General features: G+C 26.3%; 22 protein-coding genes. 4 read left to right on the top strand and 18 right to left on the bottom strand.

Annotated elements, in window-relative coordinates; all coding sequences use genetic code 11:
- The first annotated feature begins 12 nt into the window (after nucleotides 1-12).
- Nucleotides 13-753, top strand: a complete 741-nt coding sequence (locus BN346_RS05315) for a hypothetical protein (protein ID WP_034440226.1) — start codon at nucleotides 13-15, stop codon at nucleotides 751-753.
- A gap of 28 nt (nucleotides 754-781) precedes the next feature.
- Here the strand turns inward: BN346_RS05315 and BN346_RS20420 are convergent, their stop codons facing one another.
- The 14 genes from BN346_RS20420 to BN346_RS05250 form a co-directional block, all read right to left on the bottom strand.
- Nucleotides 782-1639 (bottom strand): hypothetical protein, encoded by an 858-nt coding sequence (locus BN346_RS20420; protein ID WP_051540055.1) that lies wholly within the window; start codon nucleotides 1637-1639, stop codon nucleotides 782-784.
- The gene (locus BN346_RS05305; RefSeq protein WP_034440224.1) at nucleotides 1629-2183 is read right to left on the bottom strand and encodes a GNAT family N-acetyltransferase; all 555 of its coding nucleotides are present in this window, start codon (nucleotides 2181-2183) and stop codon (nucleotides 1629-1631) included. The genes BN346_RS20420 and BN346_RS05305 overlap by 11 nt, the downstream gene beginning before the upstream one ends.
- Nucleotides 2184-2191: 8 nt before the next feature.
- Entirely contained in the window at nucleotides 2192-3379 is a 1188-nt protein-coding gene (locus tag BN346_RS05300; protein ID WP_034440222.1) for a hypothetical protein, read from the bottom strand.
- 232 nt (nucleotides 3380-3611) lie between these two features.
- Complete coding sequence (locus BN346_RS05295) at nucleotides 3612-5381, bottom strand: ABC transporter ATP-binding protein (protein WP_034440220.1); 1770 nt, start codon at nucleotides 5379-5381, stop codon at nucleotides 3612-3614.
- A gap of 1 nt (nucleotide 5382) precedes the next feature.
- The gene (locus BN346_RS05290; protein WP_034440219.1) at nucleotides 5383-7113 is read right to left on the bottom strand and encodes an ABC transporter ATP-binding protein; all 1731 of its coding nucleotides are present in this window, start codon (nucleotides 7111-7113) and stop codon (nucleotides 5383-5385) included.
- Nucleotides 7114-7687: 574 nt separating this feature from the next.
- Entirely contained in the window at nucleotides 7688-9208 is a 1521-nt protein-coding gene (locus BN346_RS05285) for a YfcC family protein (protein WP_034440218.1), read from the bottom strand.
- Nucleotides 9209-9571: 363 nt separating this feature from the next.
- Entirely contained in the window at nucleotides 9572-11089 is a 1518-nt protein-coding gene (locus BN346_RS05280; protein WP_034440216.1) for a YfcC family protein, read from the bottom strand.
- 497 nt (nucleotides 11090-11586) lie between these two features.
- Complete coding sequence (locus tag BN346_RS05275; RefSeq protein WP_034440214.1) at nucleotides 11587-12888, bottom strand: uracil-xanthine permease family protein; 1302 nt, start codon at nucleotides 12886-12888, stop codon at nucleotides 11587-11589.
- A 232-nt stretch (nucleotides 12889-13120) separates the two neighbouring features.
- Complete coding sequence (locus BN346_RS05270) at nucleotides 13121-13432, bottom strand: hypothetical protein (RefSeq protein WP_034440212.1); 312 nt, start codon at nucleotides 13430-13432, stop codon at nucleotides 13121-13123.
- Between the two features lie 37 nt (nucleotides 13433-13469).
- Nucleotides 13470-14168: an MgtC/SapB family protein gene (locus BN346_RS05265; RefSeq protein WP_034440210.1), complete on the bottom strand. Its 699-nt coding sequence runs from the start codon at nucleotides 14166-14168 to the stop codon at nucleotides 13470-13472.
- A gap of 668 nt (nucleotides 14169-14836) precedes the next feature.
- Complete coding sequence (locus tag BN346_RS22340; RefSeq protein ID WP_478215658.1) at nucleotides 14837-14947, bottom strand: iron-sulfur cluster assembly accessory protein; 111 nt, start codon at nucleotides 14945-14947, stop codon at nucleotides 14837-14839.
- A gap of 254 nt (nucleotides 14948-15201) precedes the next feature.
- Nucleotides 15202-15534 carry a HesB-like protein gene (locus BN346_RS05260; protein WP_034440209.1) on the bottom strand — a complete coding sequence of 111 codons (333 nt, stop codon included), beginning with the start codon at nucleotides 15532-15534 and terminating at the stop codon, nucleotides 15202-15204.
- Between the two features lie 142 nt (nucleotides 15535-15676).
- A complete protein-coding gene (locus BN346_RS05255; RefSeq protein ID WP_034440207.1) occupies nucleotides 15677-16036 on the bottom strand; it encodes an iron-sulfur cluster assembly accessory protein in 360 nt (119 codons plus the stop codon).
- Nucleotides 16037-16139: 103 nt separating this feature from the next.
- The gene (locus BN346_RS05250; protein WP_034440205.1) at nucleotides 16140-16691 is read right to left on the bottom strand and encodes a hypothetical protein; all 552 of its coding nucleotides are present in this window, start codon (nucleotides 16689-16691) and stop codon (nucleotides 16140-16142) included.
- A gap of 521 nt (nucleotides 16692-17212) precedes the next feature.
- Between BN346_RS05250 and asnB the strand changes: the two genes are divergently transcribed.
- A complete protein-coding gene (asnB, locus tag BN346_RS05245; RefSeq protein ID WP_034440204.1) occupies nucleotides 17213-19114 on the top strand; it encodes an asparagine synthase (glutamine-hydrolyzing) in 1902 nt (633 codons plus the stop codon).
- 28 nt (nucleotides 19115-19142) lie between these two features.
- Here the strand turns inward: asnB and BN346_RS05240 are convergent, their stop codons facing one another.
- Nucleotides 19143-20207, bottom strand: a complete 1065-nt coding sequence (locus BN346_RS05240) for an NADH:flavin oxidoreductase (protein WP_034440202.1) — start codon at nucleotides 20205-20207, stop codon at nucleotides 19143-19145.
- 295 nt (nucleotides 20208-20502) lie between these two features.
- Between BN346_RS05240 and BN346_RS05235 the strand changes: the two genes are divergently transcribed.
- Nucleotides 20503-21111: an ECF transporter S component gene (locus tag BN346_RS05235; protein WP_034440201.1), complete on the top strand. Its 609-nt coding sequence runs from the start codon at nucleotides 20503-20505 to the stop codon at nucleotides 21109-21111.
- A gap of 268 nt (nucleotides 21112-21379) precedes the next feature.
- Nucleotides 21380-22360, top strand: a complete 981-nt coding sequence (locus BN346_RS05230) for a P1 family peptidase (RefSeq protein ID WP_034440199.1) — start codon at nucleotides 21380-21382, stop codon at nucleotides 22358-22360.
- 22 nt (nucleotides 22361-22382) lie between these two features.
- Here the strand turns inward: BN346_RS05230 and BN346_RS05225 are convergent, their stop codons facing one another.
- The 3 genes from BN346_RS05225 to BN346_RS05215 form a co-directional block, all read right to left on the bottom strand.
- Nucleotides 22383-23021 (bottom strand): TVP38/TMEM64 family protein, encoded by a 639-nt coding sequence (locus BN346_RS05225; protein ID WP_034440198.1) that lies wholly within the window; start codon nucleotides 23019-23021, stop codon nucleotides 22383-22385.
- Nucleotides 23022-23254: 233 nt separating this feature from the next.
- Complete coding sequence (locus BN346_RS05220; RefSeq protein ID WP_101541677.1) at nucleotides 23255-24208, bottom strand: SPFH domain-containing protein; 954 nt, start codon at nucleotides 24206-24208, stop codon at nucleotides 23255-23257.
- 1 nt (nucleotide 24209) lies between these two features.
- Nucleotides 24210-24629, bottom strand: coding sequence for an NfeD family protein (locus BN346_RS05215; protein ID WP_242838395.1), 420 nt, complete (start codon nucleotides 24627-24629; stop codon nucleotides 24210-24212).
- Nucleotides 24630-24935: the final 306 nt, after the last annotated feature.

Genomic DNA, 24935 nt, shown 5'->3' with positions numbered 1-24935 from the left:
GGGGTATATCTTATGTGGAAAATTTTTCAGAGTGAGCATTATATATTCAATTTCCATGAAAATAGTTTAGCTGAAAAACATATAAAGGAAATAGCATTATTTCAAGAAAATTGTTTTAACCATATAACTAGAGTTCTAAACATTAGTGTAAATGAAAAAATTAAATACTTTCTATGCAATGATTCAAAGGAAGTTGGTAAATTATACGGTGATGATGATCCATGTAATGGTTTTTGTAGATATCCTGAAGATGAAGGAGAATCTGGATTATATGCAGTATACAATGACAAAACAAAATGTTTAGGATATCATGAAGATGTTCACTATATAACCTATTTAAAGTTTGGGTTAGCTAAAAGTACATTATTAAGAGAAGGTTTAGCTATGTGCTTTGACAAAACATGGTGGGGAATTCCTAATGAAATTTGGGTTAAAAATTTTATAACTTCATCTAAGTATATTTCTTTAAATATGTTGTTAGAGGATGAGAGCTTTTATAAACATAATCAAATATTTACTTACACCTTAGCTGGTGCATTTACAAGTTTTTTAATATTTAATTATGGAAATAAATCATATACTAACTTATATAAAAAATTTACTGAAACAAATTCATTAATTCATTTTGAAAGTATTTACAATAAATCTATAGAAGAACTTGAAAATGAATTTAAACAAGATTTAATAAATACTAACTTTGCAGAATTTATAAATAAAGAAGTTAAACTAACTGTTGATACTATTAATATATAAAAAACAGGTAAGCTAAATGCTTAATAGCTTACCTATTTTTATAGTTCATTATAATATTATTGCATTTTTCTATAAATTCTTTTGGACTCCAATACTCCTTCTCTTCTAAAAAAATTATTTTATTCAATATGTCTTTTTTTTCACTAAAATTATTAATGCTCAATAATCTATCAAATTCACTCTTATATGCAATAATAAAGAATTCAGCATATTTTATTGGTATTTTTTTATATACCATAGCTACATGTAATCCATCACTACAGCAACCTTTTACTTTTCTTATTGTACTTCCTTTAAAATACATTCTTACTCCTGGCTTATATTTTATATCAAAACTATCATTAATATGTTTAAATTGTCTTGACGCAACAACTATTTCTGAGCTTATACTATTTTTTTTACACAAATCTATATATTTAAAGTAATCTTTAGGTTCTTTAAGTTCTTTTCTATATGTTTCAATACTGTGGTTCCTTTTCTGTAATTCACTATAACTATATACTGCTTTATCTTTTAATATTGAAACAAAACTTTCAATTGTAGTTGAATGGCATAAAAAATCATTTTCATTAAACAATTTAATTTCATTCTTATAATTTAATTGTTTTAATATTCTTAATCCATTAGAAATGTGTTTTAAATCCTTACTCCAAATAATAACTTTTCTTTTATTATGTTCTTCATAGTTTAAAAATAACATTATTCTATAAGGCTCATTTATATTTATACCTGCACACCAAATTCCACTTTTACCTCGTCCTATAAAGTTGAACTTGTCATTTAAAATTAATAAAGTATCATATTTCATATAGCAAGCTAATTTTTCTGCTCGATTTTGACTTTCAGGGTAATTTTCTAAAGAAAATACATTAAATTTATTTTCCATTAACCCACTCTTCTTTTAATAAATCCATATATACAACATCTGAAAAAGCTCCATTTCTACTATCAAATATAGCTTTTCTTATTATTCCTATCTCGTTAAAACCAAGCTTTTTATATAAATTTTGTGCTCTAGTATTATCCTTCATTGTAGTTAACTCTATTTTATTTAAATTTAAATGTTTAAACATAAAATCTATAAATATTTTAAGTGCATCTTCTCCGTAACCTTTTCCTTGTTCATCTACTTCACAAATTTTAATTCCAAGTTCTGATTTTTGGTTTCTTGAGTCATAATCACAATAATTCATTTCCCCTATAGGTTCTAAATCAGATTTTTTACATATAATATATCTCTTAGTTTCAGGAAATAATTCTGTACATTCAATATCATTAGTTATAGATTTTCTTATACTTTCTTTGCTTTTTAAAAGACCACATATCCATGTAGCATGAGACATCAGCTTTTCATTATTCCACCATTTATAAAGGTAATCTTCATCTCCAATTTCCATTTGTCTTATTGCAACCTTTTCACCATAAATCATACCTAATCTTACCTCCAACAAAAACTCTTTAAATATCTACCTTCACAATCTTTATTTTCTGGTTTTTCTACAAAACCTATATTACATAAGTATTCATTTGTTAGTCCAAAAATTTGATGCCACATTTCATTTAATATTTCTTTTATTTTAACTTTATGCTTTATTGCTGTAATATTAAGTTTATTATCTTCTAAACTAATAAGTATTTTATTAACTTGTTCATAAATTTCATTAAGTATAATTTCACCTATTTTATATATAATTTTTTTATCATTCTCATTAAATATTGGAATATTAAGTTCAATATTTCTTCCTTCTTCTTTTTTTAAATACTCCATATTAATTAAAAAATCTGCTATTTCCTTTTCTTCTGTAGTTAAATCTTCATATTTTAAATCTTCCAAATTAAGTTTAATAATTAATTCCCCACATTTATTTGCTAACTCTTTATTCATTCTTTCAATAATTTTTATATATGAAAAGTTAAGTTCTTCAAACTTTGTAGAATTATTTATTCCTAAATTAGTTAAATTTAAAAATCTAAACATATCTTTTCTATTTCCATTACAATCACCGAAGCTATTAAATGTATATTTTTCTGTTCTATAATTATTGCTACTACAAAGTAATCTATTGCTATGATTAGATACTACTTCACTTTTTTCATATGCTACGATTAAATAATCTCTATTTCCTATTTGTTCTTTTGATGTACAAAATAGCCCCTTTTCTTCAAAAAATTCAAAAGCAGTTCCATCAAATACATGGTCACATATTATATGATACAATAATCTTTCATTTGAATATTTCTTGTAAGTACTTATTTTTTTCAATTCATTTAAAATAATTTCTTTTATATTTACAATTTTATTTCCAATAGACTCTCCTACTCCATATAAAAACTTTTCTATCTTTAAAACATCTTGTTCTAGAAATATCGGAAAGTCTATTCTATATGAATTACTTCTTTCCTCTATAGCATTAATTTTAACCATGTCATAAAGTATATCTTCTACTATTTTTTCATCAATATCTAATTCATTTGATATATCTCTTTTTTCTATTGAAAATGGCTCATTTGATGCTATAAAATATATTATTTCTTGTGCCTTTAATCTATTTAAAATTAATGCTGGATTGTATTCGTCATAACTTCCTGCATCTCCAAAAAAGTAAAATTCTATTTCCCTATTCATTGCTTTCCCCCATTTTGTAAACTGAATTTTGTTATATTTTATCTTTTTAGGTATACTTCTTATTTCTTACCTTACTAAGTTTAATTTTGTAATGAAAAATTTAAAGAAACCCTTATTTAAAAATTAAAGAATTTTACTTTTACATGTTATTAGCATCTTCCAGAATAGCCCTTTAAATTTATCCATTACAATGTAAAAACTTTAATTATTTCTAATATAATTTATTAATTTCTTATGCTCCTTCATTTAAAAAACTATATTGTGCACAATACATATTGTAATAATAGCCTTTCATTTTCAAAAGCTGCTCATGTGTTCCCTCTTCCACAATTTCACCTTTTGATAAAACAAATATTTTATCACAATCTCTTATAGTTGAAAGTCTATGTGCTATTACTATTGATGTTCTACCTTCCATAAGCTTTTTTATTCCTTTTTGAACAAGTCTTTCTGTCTCTGTATCAATATTTGCTGTTGCCTCATCTAGTATTAATATTTTAGGATTAGCAATTAATGCTCTTGCAAAAGCAATTAATTGTCTTTGTCCTAATGAAAGTCTAGAACCTCTTTCATTTACCTCTGTATCATATCCATTCTCTAATTTTTTAATGAAGTTGTGTGCATTTACAGCCTTTGATGCTGCAATAACTTCATCATCAGTAGCACCTAATTTTCCATATTTAATATTTTCTTTAATAGTAGTAGAAAATAAAAATGAATCTTGAAGCATTATACCCATTTGGCTTCTTAAACTTTCCAGTTCTACATTTTTTATATCTACTCCATCTATTAGCACTCTTCCGAATGTTGGATCATAAAATCTACTTATAAGATTAGTTATAGTAGTTTTTCCTGCACCAGTTTCACCTACTAATGCAACCTTTTCTCCAGCTTTTAAACTAAATGATGTATTTTTAAGTGCATGAACATCATTGTTATCGTATGAGAAAGTTACATTTTCAAATTTAATATTTCCTTTTATAGAAGGCATTTTTTCATTTTTTCCTTCTGTAACCATATCATTTGTAGTGTCTAGAACATCAAATATTCTCTCTGCTGCTGAAAGATTTGTTATAAATGCACTATAGAAAGACGCTAAATTCATTATAGGTCTCCAAAGCATTTCTATATACATAACAAATCCCATTAAAGTTCCCATAGATACACTATCATTTACAAATAATTTATATCCTGCAAATAATACAATTGCTATTCCTGTTCCCCTACATAAATCAACTATAGGCCAAAAATAATCTTGAATTTTTACAGCATTTAAAAATCCATCTCCATGTTCATTTAAGTTATTTACAAATTTATCTTTTGAATATTTCTCTCTATTAAATCCTTGAACCACTCTTATACCTGAAAATGCTTCATGAGTATATCCAAGTAAAGTTGAACGCTTTTCCCTAAAAATTCTCCAACGTTTGTTTGATTTTATTTCAATAAGAAACATTGCACCTAAAAGTACAGGAAGTACTATTATGCAAATAGTTGCAAGTATTGGATTTAATATAAACATCATTACTGTAACTATAGTTACAGTAAAAATATTAGGTATTAAATTAACAATACTGTTATTTAATAAATTTTGTAATGCATTTACATCTCCTACTACTCTTGAAAGTATTTTCCCAACTGGTCTATTATCAAAAAAGGAAAAACTTAAAGTTTGTATATGAGTATAAAGCTCATCTCTTATATCAATTAAAATTCTATTTGTTATTTTACTCATAGATAATATTCTTATCTTAGACAATATCATTGCAACTATATTTATACCTACTAATGCAAGTCCCATACCAAATAATCCACTTACATTTTTATTTGCAACAAAAGTATCAATTGAAACTTTCATAAGATATGGGTTTAGTGTATTACAAGTCATTACAACAAGTAACACAAGTATTACTCCTATGGTTTTCCACTTATATGGTTTTACATATTGCCCTAATCTTTTTACCGTATTCCACTTATGAACTTTGCTTTTATCTTCAACCATATTAACTTACCTCCTTTATTAGCTCAAAATCTTTAAATTGATGACAGTAAATACTATAGTAATAACCTTGTTTTTTCAATAATTCTTCATGATTTCCCATTTCTACGATTTTACCGTCTTTCATAAATAATATAATATCTGCATCTTTAACTCCTGAAATTCTATGAGCTATTATAAATGTTGTTGGTTTATCTCTTCTATTTGAAAGATTCTTTAAAACTTTAAATTCTGTTTCCATATCTAATGCAGACGTTGCATCATCTAATATTAATATGGAGCTTTTACTTAAAAGTCCTCTTGCTATAGAAATTCTTTGCTTTTGTCCTCCTGAAAGTCCAACACCTCTTTCACCAATCTCAGTATCATATTTAAGTTCCATTTCATTTATAAAGTCATATGCACAACTTTCTTCTGACACTTTAATAATTTCTTCAAATGAATTTTCATTTCCAAAATCAATATTATTTTTTATTGTATCTGAAAAAAGAAATGTATCTTGAAATACTACTGACATATTACTTCTTAATTTTTCCAAATTCCATTCTTTAACATTTACTCCATCAACTAAAACTTCACCATCATATACATCATAATATCTTCCTATTAAAGATAATAATGATGTCTTTCCACATCCTGTTTCACCCATAATAGCTACTGTACTACCTTTAGGAATATTTAAATTTATATCTTCAAGAATTTCTTCATTATTATATTTGAATTTTACATTTTTAAATTCTATATTACCTAAAACTTCATTTGGGTTATATCCATCATCTTTAGATTTTATATTTGGTTCTCTTTCAAGAATTTTATATATCTTATTTATAGATGCCTTATTTTGAGATAAAAGATTTATAAGCCATCCTAAATTTCTTACACAAAATGAAATATTCATTATATAACTACTAAAAGCAAGGATTGTTCCAAATGATATTTTTCCTTGTATAGTTAAAAGACCTCCAAATATAATCATCGCCACTGGTGCTAAGTTAGTCAAAAAATCTACTGTTGGCAAAAACTTACTGAGTAGCTTTGCTTGTTTAACATTCAAATTGTAATACTCATTATTTACTTCTAAAAATTTACTTATTTCATGTTTTTCTCTCGCAAATGCCTTTACAAGTCTTATACCTGCTATATCTTGCTGTGCCATTGAGTTTATTTCTGCTGTTTGATCACTTATCTTTTCATACATATCACAAAATTTCTTGTCAAATCTCAAACCTAAAATACTTACAGGCGCTAAAACTACCAAAGATACTACAGTTAAAAATGTATTTAACTTAAGCATAATTACAAGTGTTATTATAAAAAGAATTATAGCTTCTATTAAAAGTCTTATTCCGAATCCTAATGTATCCCAAATAGTATCAACGTCTTCTCCAACTCTTGACATTAGTTCTCCTGTATTTATGTTATCAAAAAAGGAAAATTCAAAAGTTTGTATTTTACTAAATAAATCTTTTCTCATATCTTTAGCAACATTTAATGCAAATTTATCAAATAAATATTCTTTTATATATCCAATAACTGAACGTAATAACGTTAAAATCATAAATATCATAAAAAATTTTAATAACATATTATCTTTTTTATTTATCATGATATCATCTACAAATATTTTCTGTAGATATGGAAATGTACTATCAATTCCTAGTGCAATTATCATCCCTATAATGGGAATACTAAGTGCTTTTAAGTGTTTTGCTATATAGTTTTTAAATAATTTCATGTTTTTCACCTCTCTATAATTTTTACCTTATGCATCTAAATAAGAACTTTATTTCATTAAAAACATAAAAAGAGACCCTATTAATCTTAGCTACACTAAAATTAATAGAGCCTCTTTTTAGGCTATATTTATAAAAGCGCAACTTCTCAGTCGCGCTCTAATAATCAATAATGAAACAAATTTTAAAAGTTATTAAGTAAACTTATGTAACCTTACAAAATCTTATTCTTATTTAGAGGTAAGACTGATGACATCTTAACTTTTTTGCATGCTATACCGTTAAATCTTCTCACTATAATCACATCAAAGTTTCTATTCATTAATATTGTTGTCATGATTTTACCTCCTCTTATTTTTTCTTAAAATTCAAATAATTTGTACTACATTATTTAATTATACTTTTATTTTTTGTATCGTCAACTAGTTTATTTATATTTTTTCAATTTATACATAATTTTAACATATTATACTTATTTTTATATTACTTTTCATTCCTTAATTTCTTAATATAATTTATTAAATTCCTATCAAATTAAAAACACATGTGAAATAAACTTCACATGTGTTTTCCCTATTATAGTGGTATAAATGCTTGTAATATTAACATTATAATTGATAATCCACCTATTAATCCCATCAATGGCATTACAAATTTAAGCCATTTATCATAAGTTACATCTACCATTTCTAGCGTTGCCAATATAAGTCCTGTTGGTGTTATAAAGGACATTAATCCTTGTCCATAAGCATATGAACTTACTATAACATCTCTTGACAATCCTACAGTATCAGCAAGTGGTGCCATAATTGGCATTGCAAGTGTTGCAAGCCCTGAAGCAGATGGAATGAAGAATCCTAATACTAAGAATATAAGCATCATAACAATTATAAATACTATAGAATTCATACCATTTACTAAATTAGATGAATAATATAAAATACTATCACTTATAAGCCCATTATCCATTATTATATTTACACCTCTAGCAACACCTATAATAAGTGCAACTCCAGTTAAATCTGCAGCACCTTCTACAAATTTATTTACAAAAACCTTCTCTCCCATTCCTGAAATAAAAGCTATAACTAATGCTATAAACAGGAATAATGCTGTCATTTGTTCAAATGACCACTCTTGACTTGAAACACCCCAAATCATTATAATAAATCCTATTAATAATATTGTTAACATAGCTTTTTTTCTAAATGTAAATTTAGGTATGTTATCTTTATCATAGTTACTTAAGAATTTATTATCTATATGCTTTTTATCTTCATATATAATAGATGCAGATGCATCTTTTTGAACTTTTTTAGCATATTTAATAATATAAATTATACATACTGCCATAGATACTATAAGTCCTATTATTCTCCAAGTAAGACCTTCAGTAAAATTTATACCTGCTGCATTAGAACCTATAACTGTACAAAATGGATTTACAGTTGAGAACATAGTTCCAAGTGCTGAACCTAAGTATATAGCTGCTATACATACAATTGCATCATATCCTGCAAGTAAGAATATAGGCATTAATATTGGATAAAATGCTATAGTTTCTTCTGCTAGTCCAAAAGTAGTTCCTCCAAGTGCTATAGCCGCTGAAACAACAATTATTAAAACTATTTCTTTTCCCTTTGTTGCTCTTGATAAACTCCCCATACCTGCATCAAAAGCACCTGAGTGATTAATAACTCCTATAATTCCACCTAATATAAATACAAACATTATAATATCAATAGATTCATATACACCTTTTATTGGTGATGCAAGAATATCATATATTCCTTGTGTATTACTTTCTACTTTTTCATAAGTATCAGGAATTGCTATTGGTTTACTTATAGCACCTTCTGTAAACTTTGAAATATCAACTTTAATATTTAGCTTATCTAATGTTTCTTGACTAGCTTCTAAATGTTCTATTTCCCCTTTAGGATTAGTAATTGAAAGATTTTTACTTTCAGCATCATATGCAAGCTTAGTATATTTTCCTGCTGGAATTACATAAGTAAGTAATGCAGCAAGAATTAATACTATAAATGATACTGTAAAAGCCGTAGGAAATGATCGTTTCTTTTTTTCTTTTGCCATTTGTATTCCCCCATTTTTTTGTAATTTTATATATTTTTACTTATATTATATTATCACTCCTTATTTTTTTTCAATAGATTTTACCTTTACATTTTACTTTTTTGTCTAAGTTTTTCGAATTTTTTAAATTTTTAGTTTTTCTTAAATTTCATAAGAATTATATACAAATAAAAAGTATTTATTTTCAATATAAATATTTTATTCTACATTTTTAATTATTTTATACTAATATTCTATTAACAACTTTAAAAGTTAAATTTGCTTATATATAGTAAATCAACTTGTTTTCTTTACAAATAAAAAAAATAGTAGAGATTGCTATAAACATTCTCTACTATTTTTAATATGTTATTAATAATTTAATTATACTAAAACTTGAATTATTAACATTGCAATTCCTATTCCACCTATCATTCCCATTAGTGGCAATACAAATTTTAACCATTTGTTATATGTTACATCTACCATTTCTAATGATGCAAGTATTAATCCTGTTGGTGTAATGAAAGACATTAATCCTTGACCATAGATATAAGCACTAACTATAGTATCTCTTGATAATCCTACTGAATCAGCAAGTGGTGCCATAATTGGCATTGCAAGTGTTGCAAGACCTGATGATGATGGTATAAAGAATCCTAATACACAGAATATAACTACCATAACTAATATAAATAGTATTGAGTTCATTCCAGTTACTAAGTTTGAAGAGAAATATAGAATAGTGTCACTTATAAGTCCACTTTCCATTATTATGTTTACTCCCCTTGCAACTCCTATAATAAGAGCAACTCCTATTAAATCTCCTGCTCCAGTTACGAACTTATCAACAAATACTTTTTCGCCCATACCTGAAACTATTCCGATAACTATTCCTACTATTAAGAATAGAGCTGTCATATCTTTGAAGCCCCAACCTTTTGTTGAAACTCCCCAAACCATAACTACGAATGCAAGTGCAAATATTATAAGCATAAGCTTTCTTCTTATATTGAATTCTGGTAAATTATCAGCATCATATCCACTTAAGAATTTATTTTCTATATGATCTTTGTCTTCATATATATATGAATTTTTAGCATCATGTTGAACTTTCTTAGCATAACGGATTATGTATATTAATGCTAATGTTACTGCTAAAACAAGACCTATTCCTCTAAATAACATTCCATCAGTAAAGTTTACACCTGCTGCATTAGAACCTGTAACTACAGAGAATGGGTTAGTTGTCGCAAACATTGTTCCTATTGTTGAACCTAAGTATATAGCTGCTATACAAACAAGTGCATCATATCCTGATACAAGATATATAGGCATTAGTATTGGATAAAACGCTATTGTTTCTTCTGCAAGTCCAAAACTAGTTCCACCTGCTGCTACTAATACAGTAACTATAACTATAAGTAACATTTCTTTTCCTTTAGTAGCTCTTGACAAACTAGCAATTCCAGCATCAAAAGCTCCAGAATGATTTATAACTCCTATAATTCCACCTAATATAAATACAAACATTATAATATCAATTGAATCATAAACACCTTGTATTGGTGCTGCTAAAACTTCAAAGAAACCTTGTGGTTGTTGTTCTAGTTCTTCATATGTATCTGGAATAGCTATTGGTTTGCTAATTTTTCCACTTGTGAACTTTTCAACATCTACTTTAACTCCAAGTTTTTCTAAAGTTTCTTGTGTTGGATCTAACTCAGTAACATCTCCTTTAGGCATAGTTACCATAAACTTATCTGATTCTACATCATATTTAAGTTTTGCATAACTTCCTGCTGGTACTAAATAAGTAAGTAATGCTACAAGGATTAATACTATAAACAGCACTGTAAAGGCCGTCGGAAATGATTTTTTCTTCTTTTTTTCTTTACTCATTTTTGTCCCCCTTTATTTTTTAAATTTTTGTTAAATTTGTTACATTTTCATTATATAGTTTTTTCTATATTTTTCAATAGTTTTCGACTTATTTCTTAATTTTCTTTTTATTCTTTCTTTTCTGTTTATTGGATTTTAATACATATATTTAATTTTATTAGTATTTTTAAAATTCATTAAGTATATTATTATTATTCTCCAAATTTAATATAATTATGTATACTTTGTTATTCATCCTATTTTATACATTTTTCATAATAATTCATATATAACTATTTTTTATTCAAAAAATATTTTTTAAAAAATTTTAAAAAAATTCACTCAAAGTTAACTTTTATATATAATTTGTAAATTTTTATTTATAAAAATAAAAATTGCTATAAAGTCATTTTAGATTTTATAGCAATTTAAAGCTTTTTATATATTTAATTTTAAAATTTATAATTTTAAATTAAAGTTTAGCTATCTCAAAAATAAGTATGTCTTCTTTTTCTATATTAACAAGCTAATTCTGATTTGCTTTCAGACATAGCTTTTTCTTTTTTTATTTGTTTTCTATTTAATACTGCATTTAAAGTTACTCCAACTATTGCAGCTAAACTTAATCCTGATATTTTTACTGTTTCTGTAACTGGTATTCCTAATGATACTCCAAATTTCTTTTCTAATAATGTTGTTCCTAATCCTAAAACTACTATAGTTAACATAACAATACTATTTCTTAAATCAAATTTTACATTATCATTTTTTATGCTTTTTACACCAACCATAGCTATCATTGAGAATAATATTATGCTTATTCCACCCATTACAGATGAAGGAATTGATTGTAAAAATCCTCCTACCTTTGAAACTACCCCTAATAATATTGCTATAACTGCTGTAAGTCTTAATATTGATGGATCATAATTTTTTGTTAATGCAAGTACTCCAGTGTTTTCTCCATATGTTGTATTTGCAGGTCCTCCTATTAATGCTGAGAACATTGTTGCAAGTCCATCTCCTAGTAAAGTTCTATTTAAACCTGGATCTTCAATAAAGTTTTTTCCTACAACTTGACCATTTGTAGTTATGTCGCCAACATGTTCCATTAGTACTGCTAAAACCACTGGTGCGATTACCATTATTGACCCAAAATCAAACTTAGGTAATGTAAATTTAGGTATAGCTACTATAGGTGCACTAGTTATTATTGTTGTATCTACTATTCCTAATGATAATGCTAATAAATATCCTACAATAACTGCTAATAATATAGATAATTGCTTTAAGAATCCTTTACAGAATACTCTTATTAAAATTGCTACTGACAATGTAACTATTGCTACTATAATATTTTGAGATGCCATCTGGAGTGCTGTAGGTATTAGATTTAATCCTATTACTATTATCATCGGTCCTATAACTTGTGCTGGAAAATATCTTTTTATATTATGCACACCTATCTTTTTTACGCAAAATGATAGTATTACATATATAAGTCCTGCAACCATAATTCCACCTTGTGCATATCTTAAATCTCCATTATGAACTTCTTTAACAGTAACTATAACTGATATGAATGCAAAAGATGAGCCTAAAAACACAGGTACCTTACCTTTAGTACATAAGTGAAAAATTAATGTTCCACATCCTGCTGCTACAAGTGCAATAGATGGATCAAATCCTGTAAGTATTGGAACTAATACCGTAGCACCAAACATTGCAATTAAGTGTTGACTTGCTAAAACTATTCTTTTTAATTTTTCGAATAAAATATTTCCTTTAACCTCATTTGAATAAACAACTTTTTCTGACATAAAAAAACCTCCTGAAATTTTTTTCAAGGAGAAACTTAATTTCTCCCTTTCAGCCTCTCTGGACTGATTAAAAGGCAATACTTGTCTTTTAAATTTTAATGTAAAATAAAAAACTTCTTGCGTAGACCGCAAGAAGTTATAAATTCCAAGTAATAGTTATTATATCTCTTCTCATTTTTAAATCTTGCGGTCTCTCTGGACTGTTTAAAGATTTCTATTTTTATTCATTCTATCACTTTTTGTTTTGTTTTACAAGTATTAAATTATTAAATTTTATAGCTTTGCTACTTATTCTCATTACTTCATTATATACTTTTTTATTTTTTACCTTAACAATTTCACCTCTAGTAACTCTTTCAATTATCTTATCTAATTTTTCTGGTGGTGAAACTTTCCTGCTAGGATCATTTTGCCAAACAATAATATGTTCACATTCTTCAAGTGTTAATACTTTTCTTTCTTTATCCTCATATCTTTTTAGGGTTATAACCATAGTATATAATGCTCCTATAAGAATAATAAAAGAAACGATTGTTATACTCATTTTTGCTTTCTCTCCTTATTATTCTAGAGTTTAAATTTTATATTATCTTCACACACTTAAATCTGCCAGTGATACTAAGATCATTTATAAACTCTAGATTATTAATACTTACTGGAATCATCATATAGTATATACAGCATTCTACATTTTTATTACATTCTTCTTTAAAATTGCATTCTAACGACAAAATCTTGGCATTTTTTTCCCTTAAAATTTCTTCTAATACTCTAGTTGCTTCATATTTATCTACATATTCTATATAAAGTTTTATATCTTTAGTTTTTTCTATAAATTTCTTTTCTGCTTTTTTTAATGAAACTAATGATAAATATACTATTATAGATGAAGATATTGCTAAAAAATAGAATCCAAATCCTATTCCAATACCTATGCAAGCAACAATCCAAACTGATGCTGCCGTAGTAAGACCTTTAACTAATCCTTTTTCATGTATTATAGTACCAGCACCTAAAAAACCTACTCCTGTTATAACTTGTGCACCAAGCCTTGATAAATCTATTTTCATAATATTAGTTAAATCTACATTTATTTTAACTAATTCAGCAGTATATTCTAAAATAGAAAGTTGTACTAACGATGTACAAGCTGCACCTACACATACTAATATATGAGTTCTTAATCCTGCTGGACTATGATTGTTTTCTCTGTTGTATCCAATTACACCACCTATAACAAATGCTAACATAAGCCTCAGTATTATCTCATATCTGTCCATAATCTCTCCTCCAAGAATAACTATAATACTAAAATAATATCAAATTCAAAATATTGCGATTTTTATTATTTCATATCTAATATTTTAAAATATAAATATATAAATAAAACTAAGATGAAATCTCTATTATAATATTTATCACAATCATAATATTATAAATTCATCTTAATTTTAACATAAAATTTCACCATAAAATCACAAATTAAATTTAAAACTTATTTCCATATATTTATATTATGTTAGAATTTATTTTTGATTCAATATATAGGGTTCCAAGCTAAAATTTTAAATAATAGCTTTCTCAAATGATAATACTAAAGTTACATATTATTTCTATTTTTATATTTGGAACCAATTAAAAACTAAGAGTGAACAGTGAAAAGTTAATGTTTGTAAATGCAAAAAAGCATGAACCTAAAGGTTCATGCTTTTTTTATGTATAAGTTTTATTAACCGCAACTTGAACAAGATGAGCATCCATTGCTCTCTGGTTTTTTCTCTGGTTCTATTGAGAAACCACCCATTCCATTTTCTTCACCAGATAATAGTGATAATGTACCAAATTGCTCAGTTACTTCTTTATCTACTAAAAATGTTAATCCATCTACTGTTTGTGTATTATCAGTTTCTTTTTGTTCATCCAGAACAAGACTAAAAGCTGGGCCTCCTCAACCCATGCCTGCAAAGTGTATTCTTATAACATCTGCAGTTACTTCATTTTCTTTTAAGAATTCTTTGAATTCTTTAAAAGCATTTTCACTAACTTTTATAATGTTCATTTATCCTTCTCTCCTTTTTTATGCTATAAAATAGCATTTTTAAGTTTTAAAATTTCAATTCAAATATAACTTATCAACTTTTTAAGACAAAGTTGTTGATAACAATTATTAATTAGAATAATTACATAATAATATATCTTGCTATTTAAATCAATAATTTTTTAAAGCTCTTCTATTAGTATTTCAAATAGTATATGCTAAAAAGCTCAAAAATAAAAGGTAAAGCTTAAAAAAGCTTTACCTTTTAATATTTTTTATTCGCCACATCCTGAACAACCAGAACAACAGCCACCTTCAACTTTTTTCTCTGTTTCTATGGAAAAACCGCCCATGCCATTTTCATCAGCACATAATAAACTCAATTCTCCAAACTGTTCTGTAACATTTTTATCAACTAAAAATGTTAACCCGTCCATAACTTCTACATTGTCCTCTTCCTTTTTTTCATCCAATACAAGATTAAATGCTGGTCCACCACAACCCATTCCAGCTAAATGTATTCTTATTACATCTGTTTTCACATCATTTTCTTCTAAAAATTTTTTAAATTCCTTAAAAGCATTTTCGCTTACTTTTACAATACTCATTTCATACCCCTTTTCTAATTCCCTACTTTAAATTAATAAGAACTATTATTGATTAAACTACATATATAATAATATATTTTTAGAATTTTTTCAATAAATTTACACTTTTCCTATGATTCTGAACATATATTCTATGTAATCCCTAATTTTTCTTACAACATGATGAACAATTAGAACAGGATTTACATTTTCCTGTAGAGCAACAACTTTTAGGTTTCTTTTCTGCTACCACAGAAAATCCATCTAAACCATTTTCACTTGGAGCTAATATTTTAAGTTTTCCATATTTTTCACTAATATGTTTATTAACTAAGAAAATTATGTCTTCTACTTCTTCTAAATTATCATTTTCATCTTTTCCATCAAATGTTAAGATAAATGAGCTATCCTTGCACATTTTTCCAACTAATTGAATTCTTATTACATCTGCACTTATATCATTTTCTTTTAAATACTTTTTTAATTCAGTTATACCCATTTTGCTAATATCAACAATATGCATTTATTTAGCCTCTCTTTAATAAAAATAATTATTTTAACTATAGAATAATATATATTATTTTTTTAATCAACAACAATTATTCTATAGTCTTAACAATTATTAATTAAGCTAAACTTTTAGTATTCACAAACTCATACATAGGAATAATTTCATTAACAAACATTCTATGACTATGTTTATCATAAGATAATCTTATTATTTCCTTATCTATATATTTAGCATCCCTAGTATAATCTTCAAAATCATATAATACTAATACTGTTATATCGTTATTTAAAGTTATTTCATAAATATTTTCTATAAGTCTTTTAAACACTTCTTTACTACTATTTTCTATTATATATCTAGCATCTATAACGAATATCACATTATAAAATCCAAGAGAAATTTTATCATCTCTGTATCTTTTTAAAAAATCTTCCAATACATACTTTTCATCTTCAAATATTACATTTTGAATACTATCATTTTTAACCATCAATTTTTCTGTATTTTGCAAAAATTCATTCAATAAATCATAGGTTTTATCTTCCAAATTTAAATACATAAATACATTATTCTCTATATTAGTTTTTATATATTTGTAAAGATTAATTGTCATATGGTCATTACCATAATAATAAAAAGTAATACTTTTACCTCTACTTTCTGACATATTTAATTTCCCCCTGTTTGTAAGTTTTTTACAATTACTATTATTCTATATCCTCCTTTTTTTTACCTTCTTTTGTTCATTCTTTTCTTTCGTTTTTTTTTGATATGAATTTGACATTTTTCCAATTTATCTCTAATTATTTTTACATAAAATAAGATATTACTCATTTTGAGAAATATTTATGTAACCATTTTATATTTATATATGATATACTTTAATTGAATAAAAAGAATCATTAAAATTTATGTTTTTTTTAATAATTATTTTTTAAGTAAATTTTTATATAAAGCAAAAATTTACTTAAAAATAGAAGTTTTTTTATTATAATGTCTGTACTTTATTGATAGTATGGTATATTATAATTATATTTTTAATGCAAATATTTACTGTACAAGTAAATTATATATTAAATATTTGAACAATTCTTTAATATTTGATTAAGATTAAATCATTTTATTTTAAATTAAATTTTAAAATAGTTTAATAGAAATATTGATTTTAGCTACTAAGGAGGATTTAATATGTGTGGATTTGTAGCATTTTTTAGTAATAACCCTATGAACATAGATAAAAAGGCTGAATTTAGTCCTATGTCTGAAGTTATAATACATAGAGGACCAACTCAAGATGGAGAATATTTTGATGAATACGCTTATCTTGGATTTAGAAGACTTAGCATACTAGATTTAGAAAATGGTAAACAGCCTTATAGTCATGGAAATGGTGAATACGAATTAGTTTTTAATGGAGAAATATATAACTATATAGAATTAAGAGAAGAACTAATTAAAGAAGGTTACACATTCAAAACAGGATGTGAAATTGAAGTTGCTGCTACATTATATAGTCGTGATGGAGAAAGCTTTGTTAATAAATTAAGAGGTATGTATTCTATATTAATATGGGATAAAACAAAAAATACTTTCTTTGGTGTTAGAGACACTTTCGGAATAAAACCTTTTTACTATCTTGAAACAGAAAATGGATTATATATAGCTTCTGAGCTTAAGAGCTTCTTTGCTAACAAAGATAGTGTTCGTAAAGATATAAATATGGAATCTCTACATAATTATTTGACTTTCCAATTTGTACCTGAGCCAAACACTATTCTTAATGATGTTAAAATTTTAAAACCAGGTCATACTATAAAAAAAGAATTAGGAAAACCTTGTGAAATAAATCAATATTACACATTGCAGTTTAACCCTATTCCAATGCCTCAAGATGAGAGAATGGCTGAAATTAGAAAAGTTGTTTCTAATTCTGTAGACCTTCATATGAGAGCTGATGTTCCTCTAGCAACATTCTTATCTGGTGGTATCGATTCAACTGTAGTTACTGCACTTGCTAGTAAAATAGACCCTAACATCAAGTCATTTACAATTGGATTTGATAGAGAAGGTTACAGTGAAATTGATCTTGCTAAAGAAAGTGCTGACAAATTAGGTGTTGAAAATATCAGTAGAATTATTTCTGCTGAGGAATTTGCAAATGAGATACCAAAAATAATTTGGCATATGGATGGACCTGTAGCTGACCCAGCTGCTATTCCACTATATTTTATATCTCAAGAAGCTCGTAAATATGTAACTGTTGTTTTATCTGGAGAAGGTGCTGATGAGGTATTTGGTGGATACACTATATATCATGAACCATTATCTTTAAAAGGATTCCATAACGTTCCTAAGCCAGTAAAAAGTATGTTAAAATCTATTTCTCATAAAATGCCTGAAGGTATGAGAGGTAAGAGTTTCCTTGAAAGAGGTTGTACACCTATTTCTGAACGTTATGTTGGTAATGCAAAGATATTTATAGATGAAGAAAAATCATCAATATTAAATAAATATAATAGTGAATTTACTTATCCTAAAACAATGAAACCAATTTATGATAAGGCTAAAAACTATGATGAAGTTACACAAATGCAATATGTTGACTTCAATACTTGGCTTACTGGTGATATACTAGTAAAAGCTGATAGAATGAGCATGGCTCACTCTTTAGAACTTAGAGTTCCATTCTTAGATAAAGAAGTTATGAAAGTTGCTTCTAAGTTAACTCTAGAAGAGAAAATTAATGGTAATGTTACTAAATACATGCTTAGAGAAGCTTTCAAATCTGAACTTCCATTCTTAGAAGCATTAGATAGAAAGAAACTTGGATATCCAGTTCCAATTCGTCTATGGCTTAAAAATGAACTTTACGATTGGGCTGTAAATATTGTAAAACAAAGTAATGACCCATATATTAATAAGAAAGAAGTTCTTAACTTGATTGAAGAACATAGAAAAGGACCTTTCGATAGAAGTAGAAAAATATGGACAATTCTTGTTTATCTAATTTGGCATAGAATATATATAGATAATTCAGCTTCATATTTTGAACTTGAAAAAGAAATTGCATTAGATAAAATTAATAAATAATAAAAATGAGTGGTAAATCCACTCATTTTTATTTTCTAATTTTGCATTTTAGATTTTCACCACTTAAACATTGACCACAATATACACACTTTGCACTATAATTATTATCACTACTCCAATTATTTATTAAATCTGGTTCACACACTAAAGGTCTTGCAATTGAAAAATATTCCACTTTAGAATTATTAAGAATTTCTTCCATAGTATTAATATTTCTATTTTTACATACTAAAATCACTTTGCTTTTTAAATTCTTTGAAAGCTCCACAGCATATTTTCTAAATACTGATTCTTTGTAATTTACATCTGAATATTTATAAGAGGATGCACCACTTACTTCTACAAAGTCTATCCCCCTTTTATCTAATTCATTACATGTATATTTACATTCTTCAAATGTAGCACCTTCTATATCAAAATCACTACTATTAATTTTTATTCCTACTACAAAGTTTTTATCATATCCAACTTGCCTTCTAACTTCTTCATAAACTTCTACGATTATTCTAGCTCTGTTTTCTAAACTTCCACCATACTCATCGGTTCTTCTATTATAATAAGGACTTAAAAATTGACTTAATAAATAACCATGTGCCCCATGTATTTCTACGCCATCTAATCCTGCTTCTTTACAAATCTTTGCAGCACTTCCAAAAGCCTTTACAATAGTATTTATATCTTTTTTAGTCATTTCTACTGGTATTACTTTTGTATTTTTATTTTCTACAGCTGACGGACCCAATATAATTCTTTTTCCTATATTAAATGTAGTTTGTGAACCACCATATACTATTTGTTGTATATATTTTGCTCCATAACTATGTGCTATATATCCTAATTTTTTATAGTCTTCTATAAATGAATTATCATATATACCCATCATTTTAGGTGATGGTTGCTCTTCTTTTAAAATATAAGCATAACTCCCTATTATTGTGCCAACTCCCCCTTTTGCCAAGTCTTTGTAAATACTTATAATTTCATTATTTAAATGACCATCTTCATTTGCCATTTTTTCATAAGTAGCAGACCTAAAGAATCTATTTTTTAATGTTATTCCTGATAAATTACTCTCCTCAAACATCTTTTTCATAAAACTGTACCCCCTACTTCTATTTTAATATATGTAATTATATCATCTTCATTTAAACTTCTAAATTCATATTTTAATTTAAACAAAGATAAATTTGTAATTTATATGATATTTGTAATAAATTTCAAACTGAAAATTCTTAATTCTTTTCTTTTTATTGATTTTTAACATAAAGGTGGTAAAATACAATTGTCAGTATTCATTTTCATTTATGAAACTGAACAATATAAAAACTTAATAATTTATTTTTATCCAAATTATATCCGATTTTGGAATAAGAATGGGAGGATTTTTTATGGAAACATCATTTAAAAAAACAAAGTCAAAGAAGTCAAAACTTACAGTTAGACAAATGGCTATTGTAGGAATGCTATCAGGTATTTCTATATTCTTAGGGGTAACTAAATTAGGATTTATACCGTTACCTGCTATGAGTGCAACAATATTACACTTACCTGTAATAATAGGTGGAATTTTAGAAGGACCTCTTGTTGGTGGTTTAATTGGTCTTATTTTTGGACTTTTTAGCATGTTTCAAGCTATTACAACTCCAACATTAACATCTTTTATGTTCTTAAATCCTATAATTGCTTTATTACCTAGAATATTAATAGGTGTTGGTAGTTATTATATTTATAAAATAATTGCTTTAAAAAAGGATACTGTTAGAGTTAGTGTAACAGCTTTCTTAGGCTCAATTATTAATACTGTAGGTGTTTTAGGTCTTGGATACTTAATTTATGCAGATAAACTTTCTGCTGTTTGGAATCTTCCAAACAATAATGCAGCTGCAATAACTTGTTTAACTATAGCTACAACTAATGGTATTCCTGAAGCTTTAGTAGCAGCAGTTATAGTAACACCTATAATAATAGCAATGAAAAAAATAAGAAAATCTAAATAGTATATATGTGACATTGACATTTTGTTAATGTCACTTTGTTATATAATGAAACAAGCCGAAAATGTAATTACACTGATTTCAGTTGAAAAAACATAGTCAAACTATTGTACAAAAATGAACAATTGTCAATTTTTAATTGTCAACTGGTTCCAAATATAAATATAGCAATAAACTTTAAGATTAGTATTATTATTTGAGAAAGACATTACTTTAAATTTGAACTTGGAACCCTATAGTATATAATTTAAGAATTAATGAGGTGATTTTTATGAAAGAAATACAATTTACAGATATAGATAAAATTAAAGTTGGTCATGCACAAAATGTAGATGCAGCAACAGGATGTACTGTTATTTTATGTGAGGATGGTGCTACAGGTGGTGTTGCTGTAAGAGGAGGCGCTCCTGGAACTCGAGAAACTGATCTTTTAAATCCTACTGAAATGATAGAAAAAATACACGCCGTTGTTTTAGCCGGTGGAAGCGCTTTTGGATTAGATGCATCTTCTGGAGTTATGGAGTACTTGGAAAATAAAAATATCGGTTTTGATGTTGGTGTTGCAAAAATTCCTATAGTTTGCAGTGCTGTATTATTTGATTTAGTTATAGGCAATAGTAAGATTAGACCTGATAAATCTATGGGTTATGATGCTTGTAAATTTAGTGAAACTAATACTAAAGACTTAAATGGTAATATTGGTGCTGGATGTGGTGCTACTATTGGAAAAATCTTAGGACCTAAAAGTTCTATGAAGAGTGGACTTGGCTCCTATGCAATTCAAATAGGTGATTTAAAAATTGGAGCTATTGTTGCAGTAAATGCCTTAGGTGATGTTATAAACCCTTCAACTGGTGAAATTTTAGCCGGAGCATTAAATTATGATACACTTGAATTTTTAAACACAGAAAAAGTCTTAATAAATGAATATCAAAATAAAAGCAATAGATTTAATGGTAATACTACAATTGGATTAATTGCTACAAATGCAAAACTAAATAAAGCTGAGGCTAATAAAGTTGCCTCAATAGCACATAATGGCTTTGCAAAATCAATATATCCTGTTCATACTATGCATGATGGAGATACTATCTTTACAATGTGTACAAATTTAGTTGAAGCTGATGTTAGTACTGTTGGTATGCTTGCATCAAAAGTTATGGAAAATGCTATCATTCGTGCTGTAAATACTGCTGAAACTTTTAATAATACTATTTCTAGGAGTGATTTATTAAATAAATTGAATAAATAGTAGATATGAAAGAAAGCTCCATTTAACTGTAGCTTTCTTTCTTTATTTCATTCCACATTTTATAACTTAATGCCCCAATTAAAATAATAGTTGCTATTATTAAAAGAATACCATAAATAGATTTATTAAAGCTTACACCTAAATAACTATATAAAAAAGTCATAGGCATATTTACTATCATAACAATCAAAGTATACTTTATAAAATTTATTCCTGCTGATGCCGATAAAAAACATGCTACATCAGTTGGAGTGACTGGACAAACTATACCTAAAACTAAAAATTTATAATTATATTTTTCTACAATTGGTTTTAAATTTCCATACTTATCCTCTATCTTGCGTTTTATATCTGAATCCGCTAATAAACTGGCTAATACATAAATTATAATCTCACTTATAGTTATTCCTATTATAGATAAAACAAAACCCTTTAACGTTCCAAAACAAACTCCACCTAAAAACATACAAAACACACCTGGAATTAGAAGTAACATTCTTAAAGACCACAATGATACAAACATTATAGCTGCATATTTTTCATTATTTTCTAGAAAACCCTTTATTGTATCTAAATCTAAAGTTAATAAGCCCATGTATTTTAATACTAATATTACAATTGCCCATGCAATTGCTACTATAATAAATTTTTTTCTTTTCATTTTATCCTCCTTAAGTTTCCATTTCACAAATCTGTAAGCTGGCTAACAATTTTAAAATTATACACTAAATATATTATTACTTTTCCCTTTTATTCTTAAACTTATAAATTTTCAATTTTAAAGAATGATTTTTTTAATTAATTAGAATCCTAAATTTAAATTTGAAATTTATATTAAAAAAACAAAAGAGAAATTGAATATTCAATTTCTCTTTTGTTATATCTTATAATTTTTTAATCATCATCTTCATTTTTAGTCATATTTAAAGTTTCTGCAATTGCTGCAATACTTCCTAATGATTTTAATGACTCAACTGGCAATATTAATTTATTTGCAGGATTTTGAGATAATTCTTTTAATGCTTCTACTTGTTTTAATGCTATTACTGTAGCATTAGTTCCTGAATCAATTATTGCTTTATTCACTTTTGAAATTGCATCTGAATCTGCCTTAGCTATAATTTCTATGGCTTTTGCTTTACCTTCTGCTTCTAAAAGTTGAGATTCTCTAAGACCTTCTGCTCTTCTAATATTAGCTTCTTTTTCAGCTTCTGCTTGAAGAATTTTAGCACGTTTTTCTCCTTCTGCTTTTGATATTGCACTTTCTCTTTGACCTTCAGCAGTAAGAATTGTAGCTCTTTTATCTCTTTCAGCTCTCATTTGTTTTTCCATAGCATTTTGTATTTCTTCTGGTGGAACTATATTTTTTATTTCTACTGAAAGTATTTTTATTCCATATGCATCTGTTATATTATCAACAATATTCAATAATTTTGAGTTAATAGAATCTCTTCCTGCTAGAACTTCATCTAAACTCATATCTCCTATTATATTTCTCATATTAGTAATAGTTGAATACATTATACCTGATGTAAAGTTTTCAATATTATATACTGCATCTTTTGCATTTAATACTTGATAAAATATTACATTATCAACAGAAATTTTTACATTATCTTTTGTTATAACATTTTGTGGTGGTATATCTAATATTTGTTGTTTCATAGATATTTTCTTTCTTACAAAATCTGCAAATGGTATTGTTAAGTGCCAACCTGGTTCTAAAAGCTTGTAAAATTGACCAAATCTTTCTAAAACATAAACATATCCAGTGTTTACTACTTTAATAGTTGAAATTAATATAACTAATATCACTATTAATACTGCTATGGTTCCTATTAATGCCATTTTATTCATCACCCTTTCTAATTATTAGCTTATTACCTTCTATATTATCAACAATAAAGCTATCACCTTCTAATATAGGGTTTCCTATATTTTTTACATTCCAAAATATACCATTAACCTTCATTTGGCATTCCTTTTCAACATCTTCAGTTGCTATAAAACTTTTTCCTATATATTTACCAACTAATAATTTTTCTTCTGAAAATGTCTTTTTTATATACTTTCTTGATATTTTTACACCTATTGCTATAGAAATACTACCTATAATAACTGCTATAAGCAATTGCATCTCAAAGCTTACTGCAAATCCAAGTAAAAATGCTGGTATAAAACCTATAACCAACCATGAATAAGTAAAAGCACTACTTAAAATATCAATTAATACGACAATTACAATAAGTGCTAACCATATCCAATTCATAAACACTCCGCCTCTCTATAAACATTTTAATATAATTACTAATGTATCTAACATTAATAAAACTGTAATATAGAAAATTTAATATATATTGAAAAAATTTAGAAATTAATTCTATATCAATTGTATCAAAATAAACACCCATTGTATATATAAATGCCAATTATTAATACTCTTATAAATTTATTTACAAACATAAATTTATATTTTCATTTTGAATTAATTTTTATCTATTTCAATTTATAAGTAAAACATTATGTTTAGATTTTATATATAGTTTTATGGCTTCCCATTAATTTCAAAAATGTA

The organism is Clostridium ihumii AP5 (assembly GCF_000612845.1).
Taxonomy (GTDB): domain Bacteria; phylum Bacillota; class Clostridia; order Clostridiales; family Clostridiaceae; genus Clostridium_J; species Clostridium_J ihumii.
The sequence above is the reverse complement of the archived record's forward strand: the minus strand, read 5'-3'. Positions and strand labels throughout refer to the sequence as shown.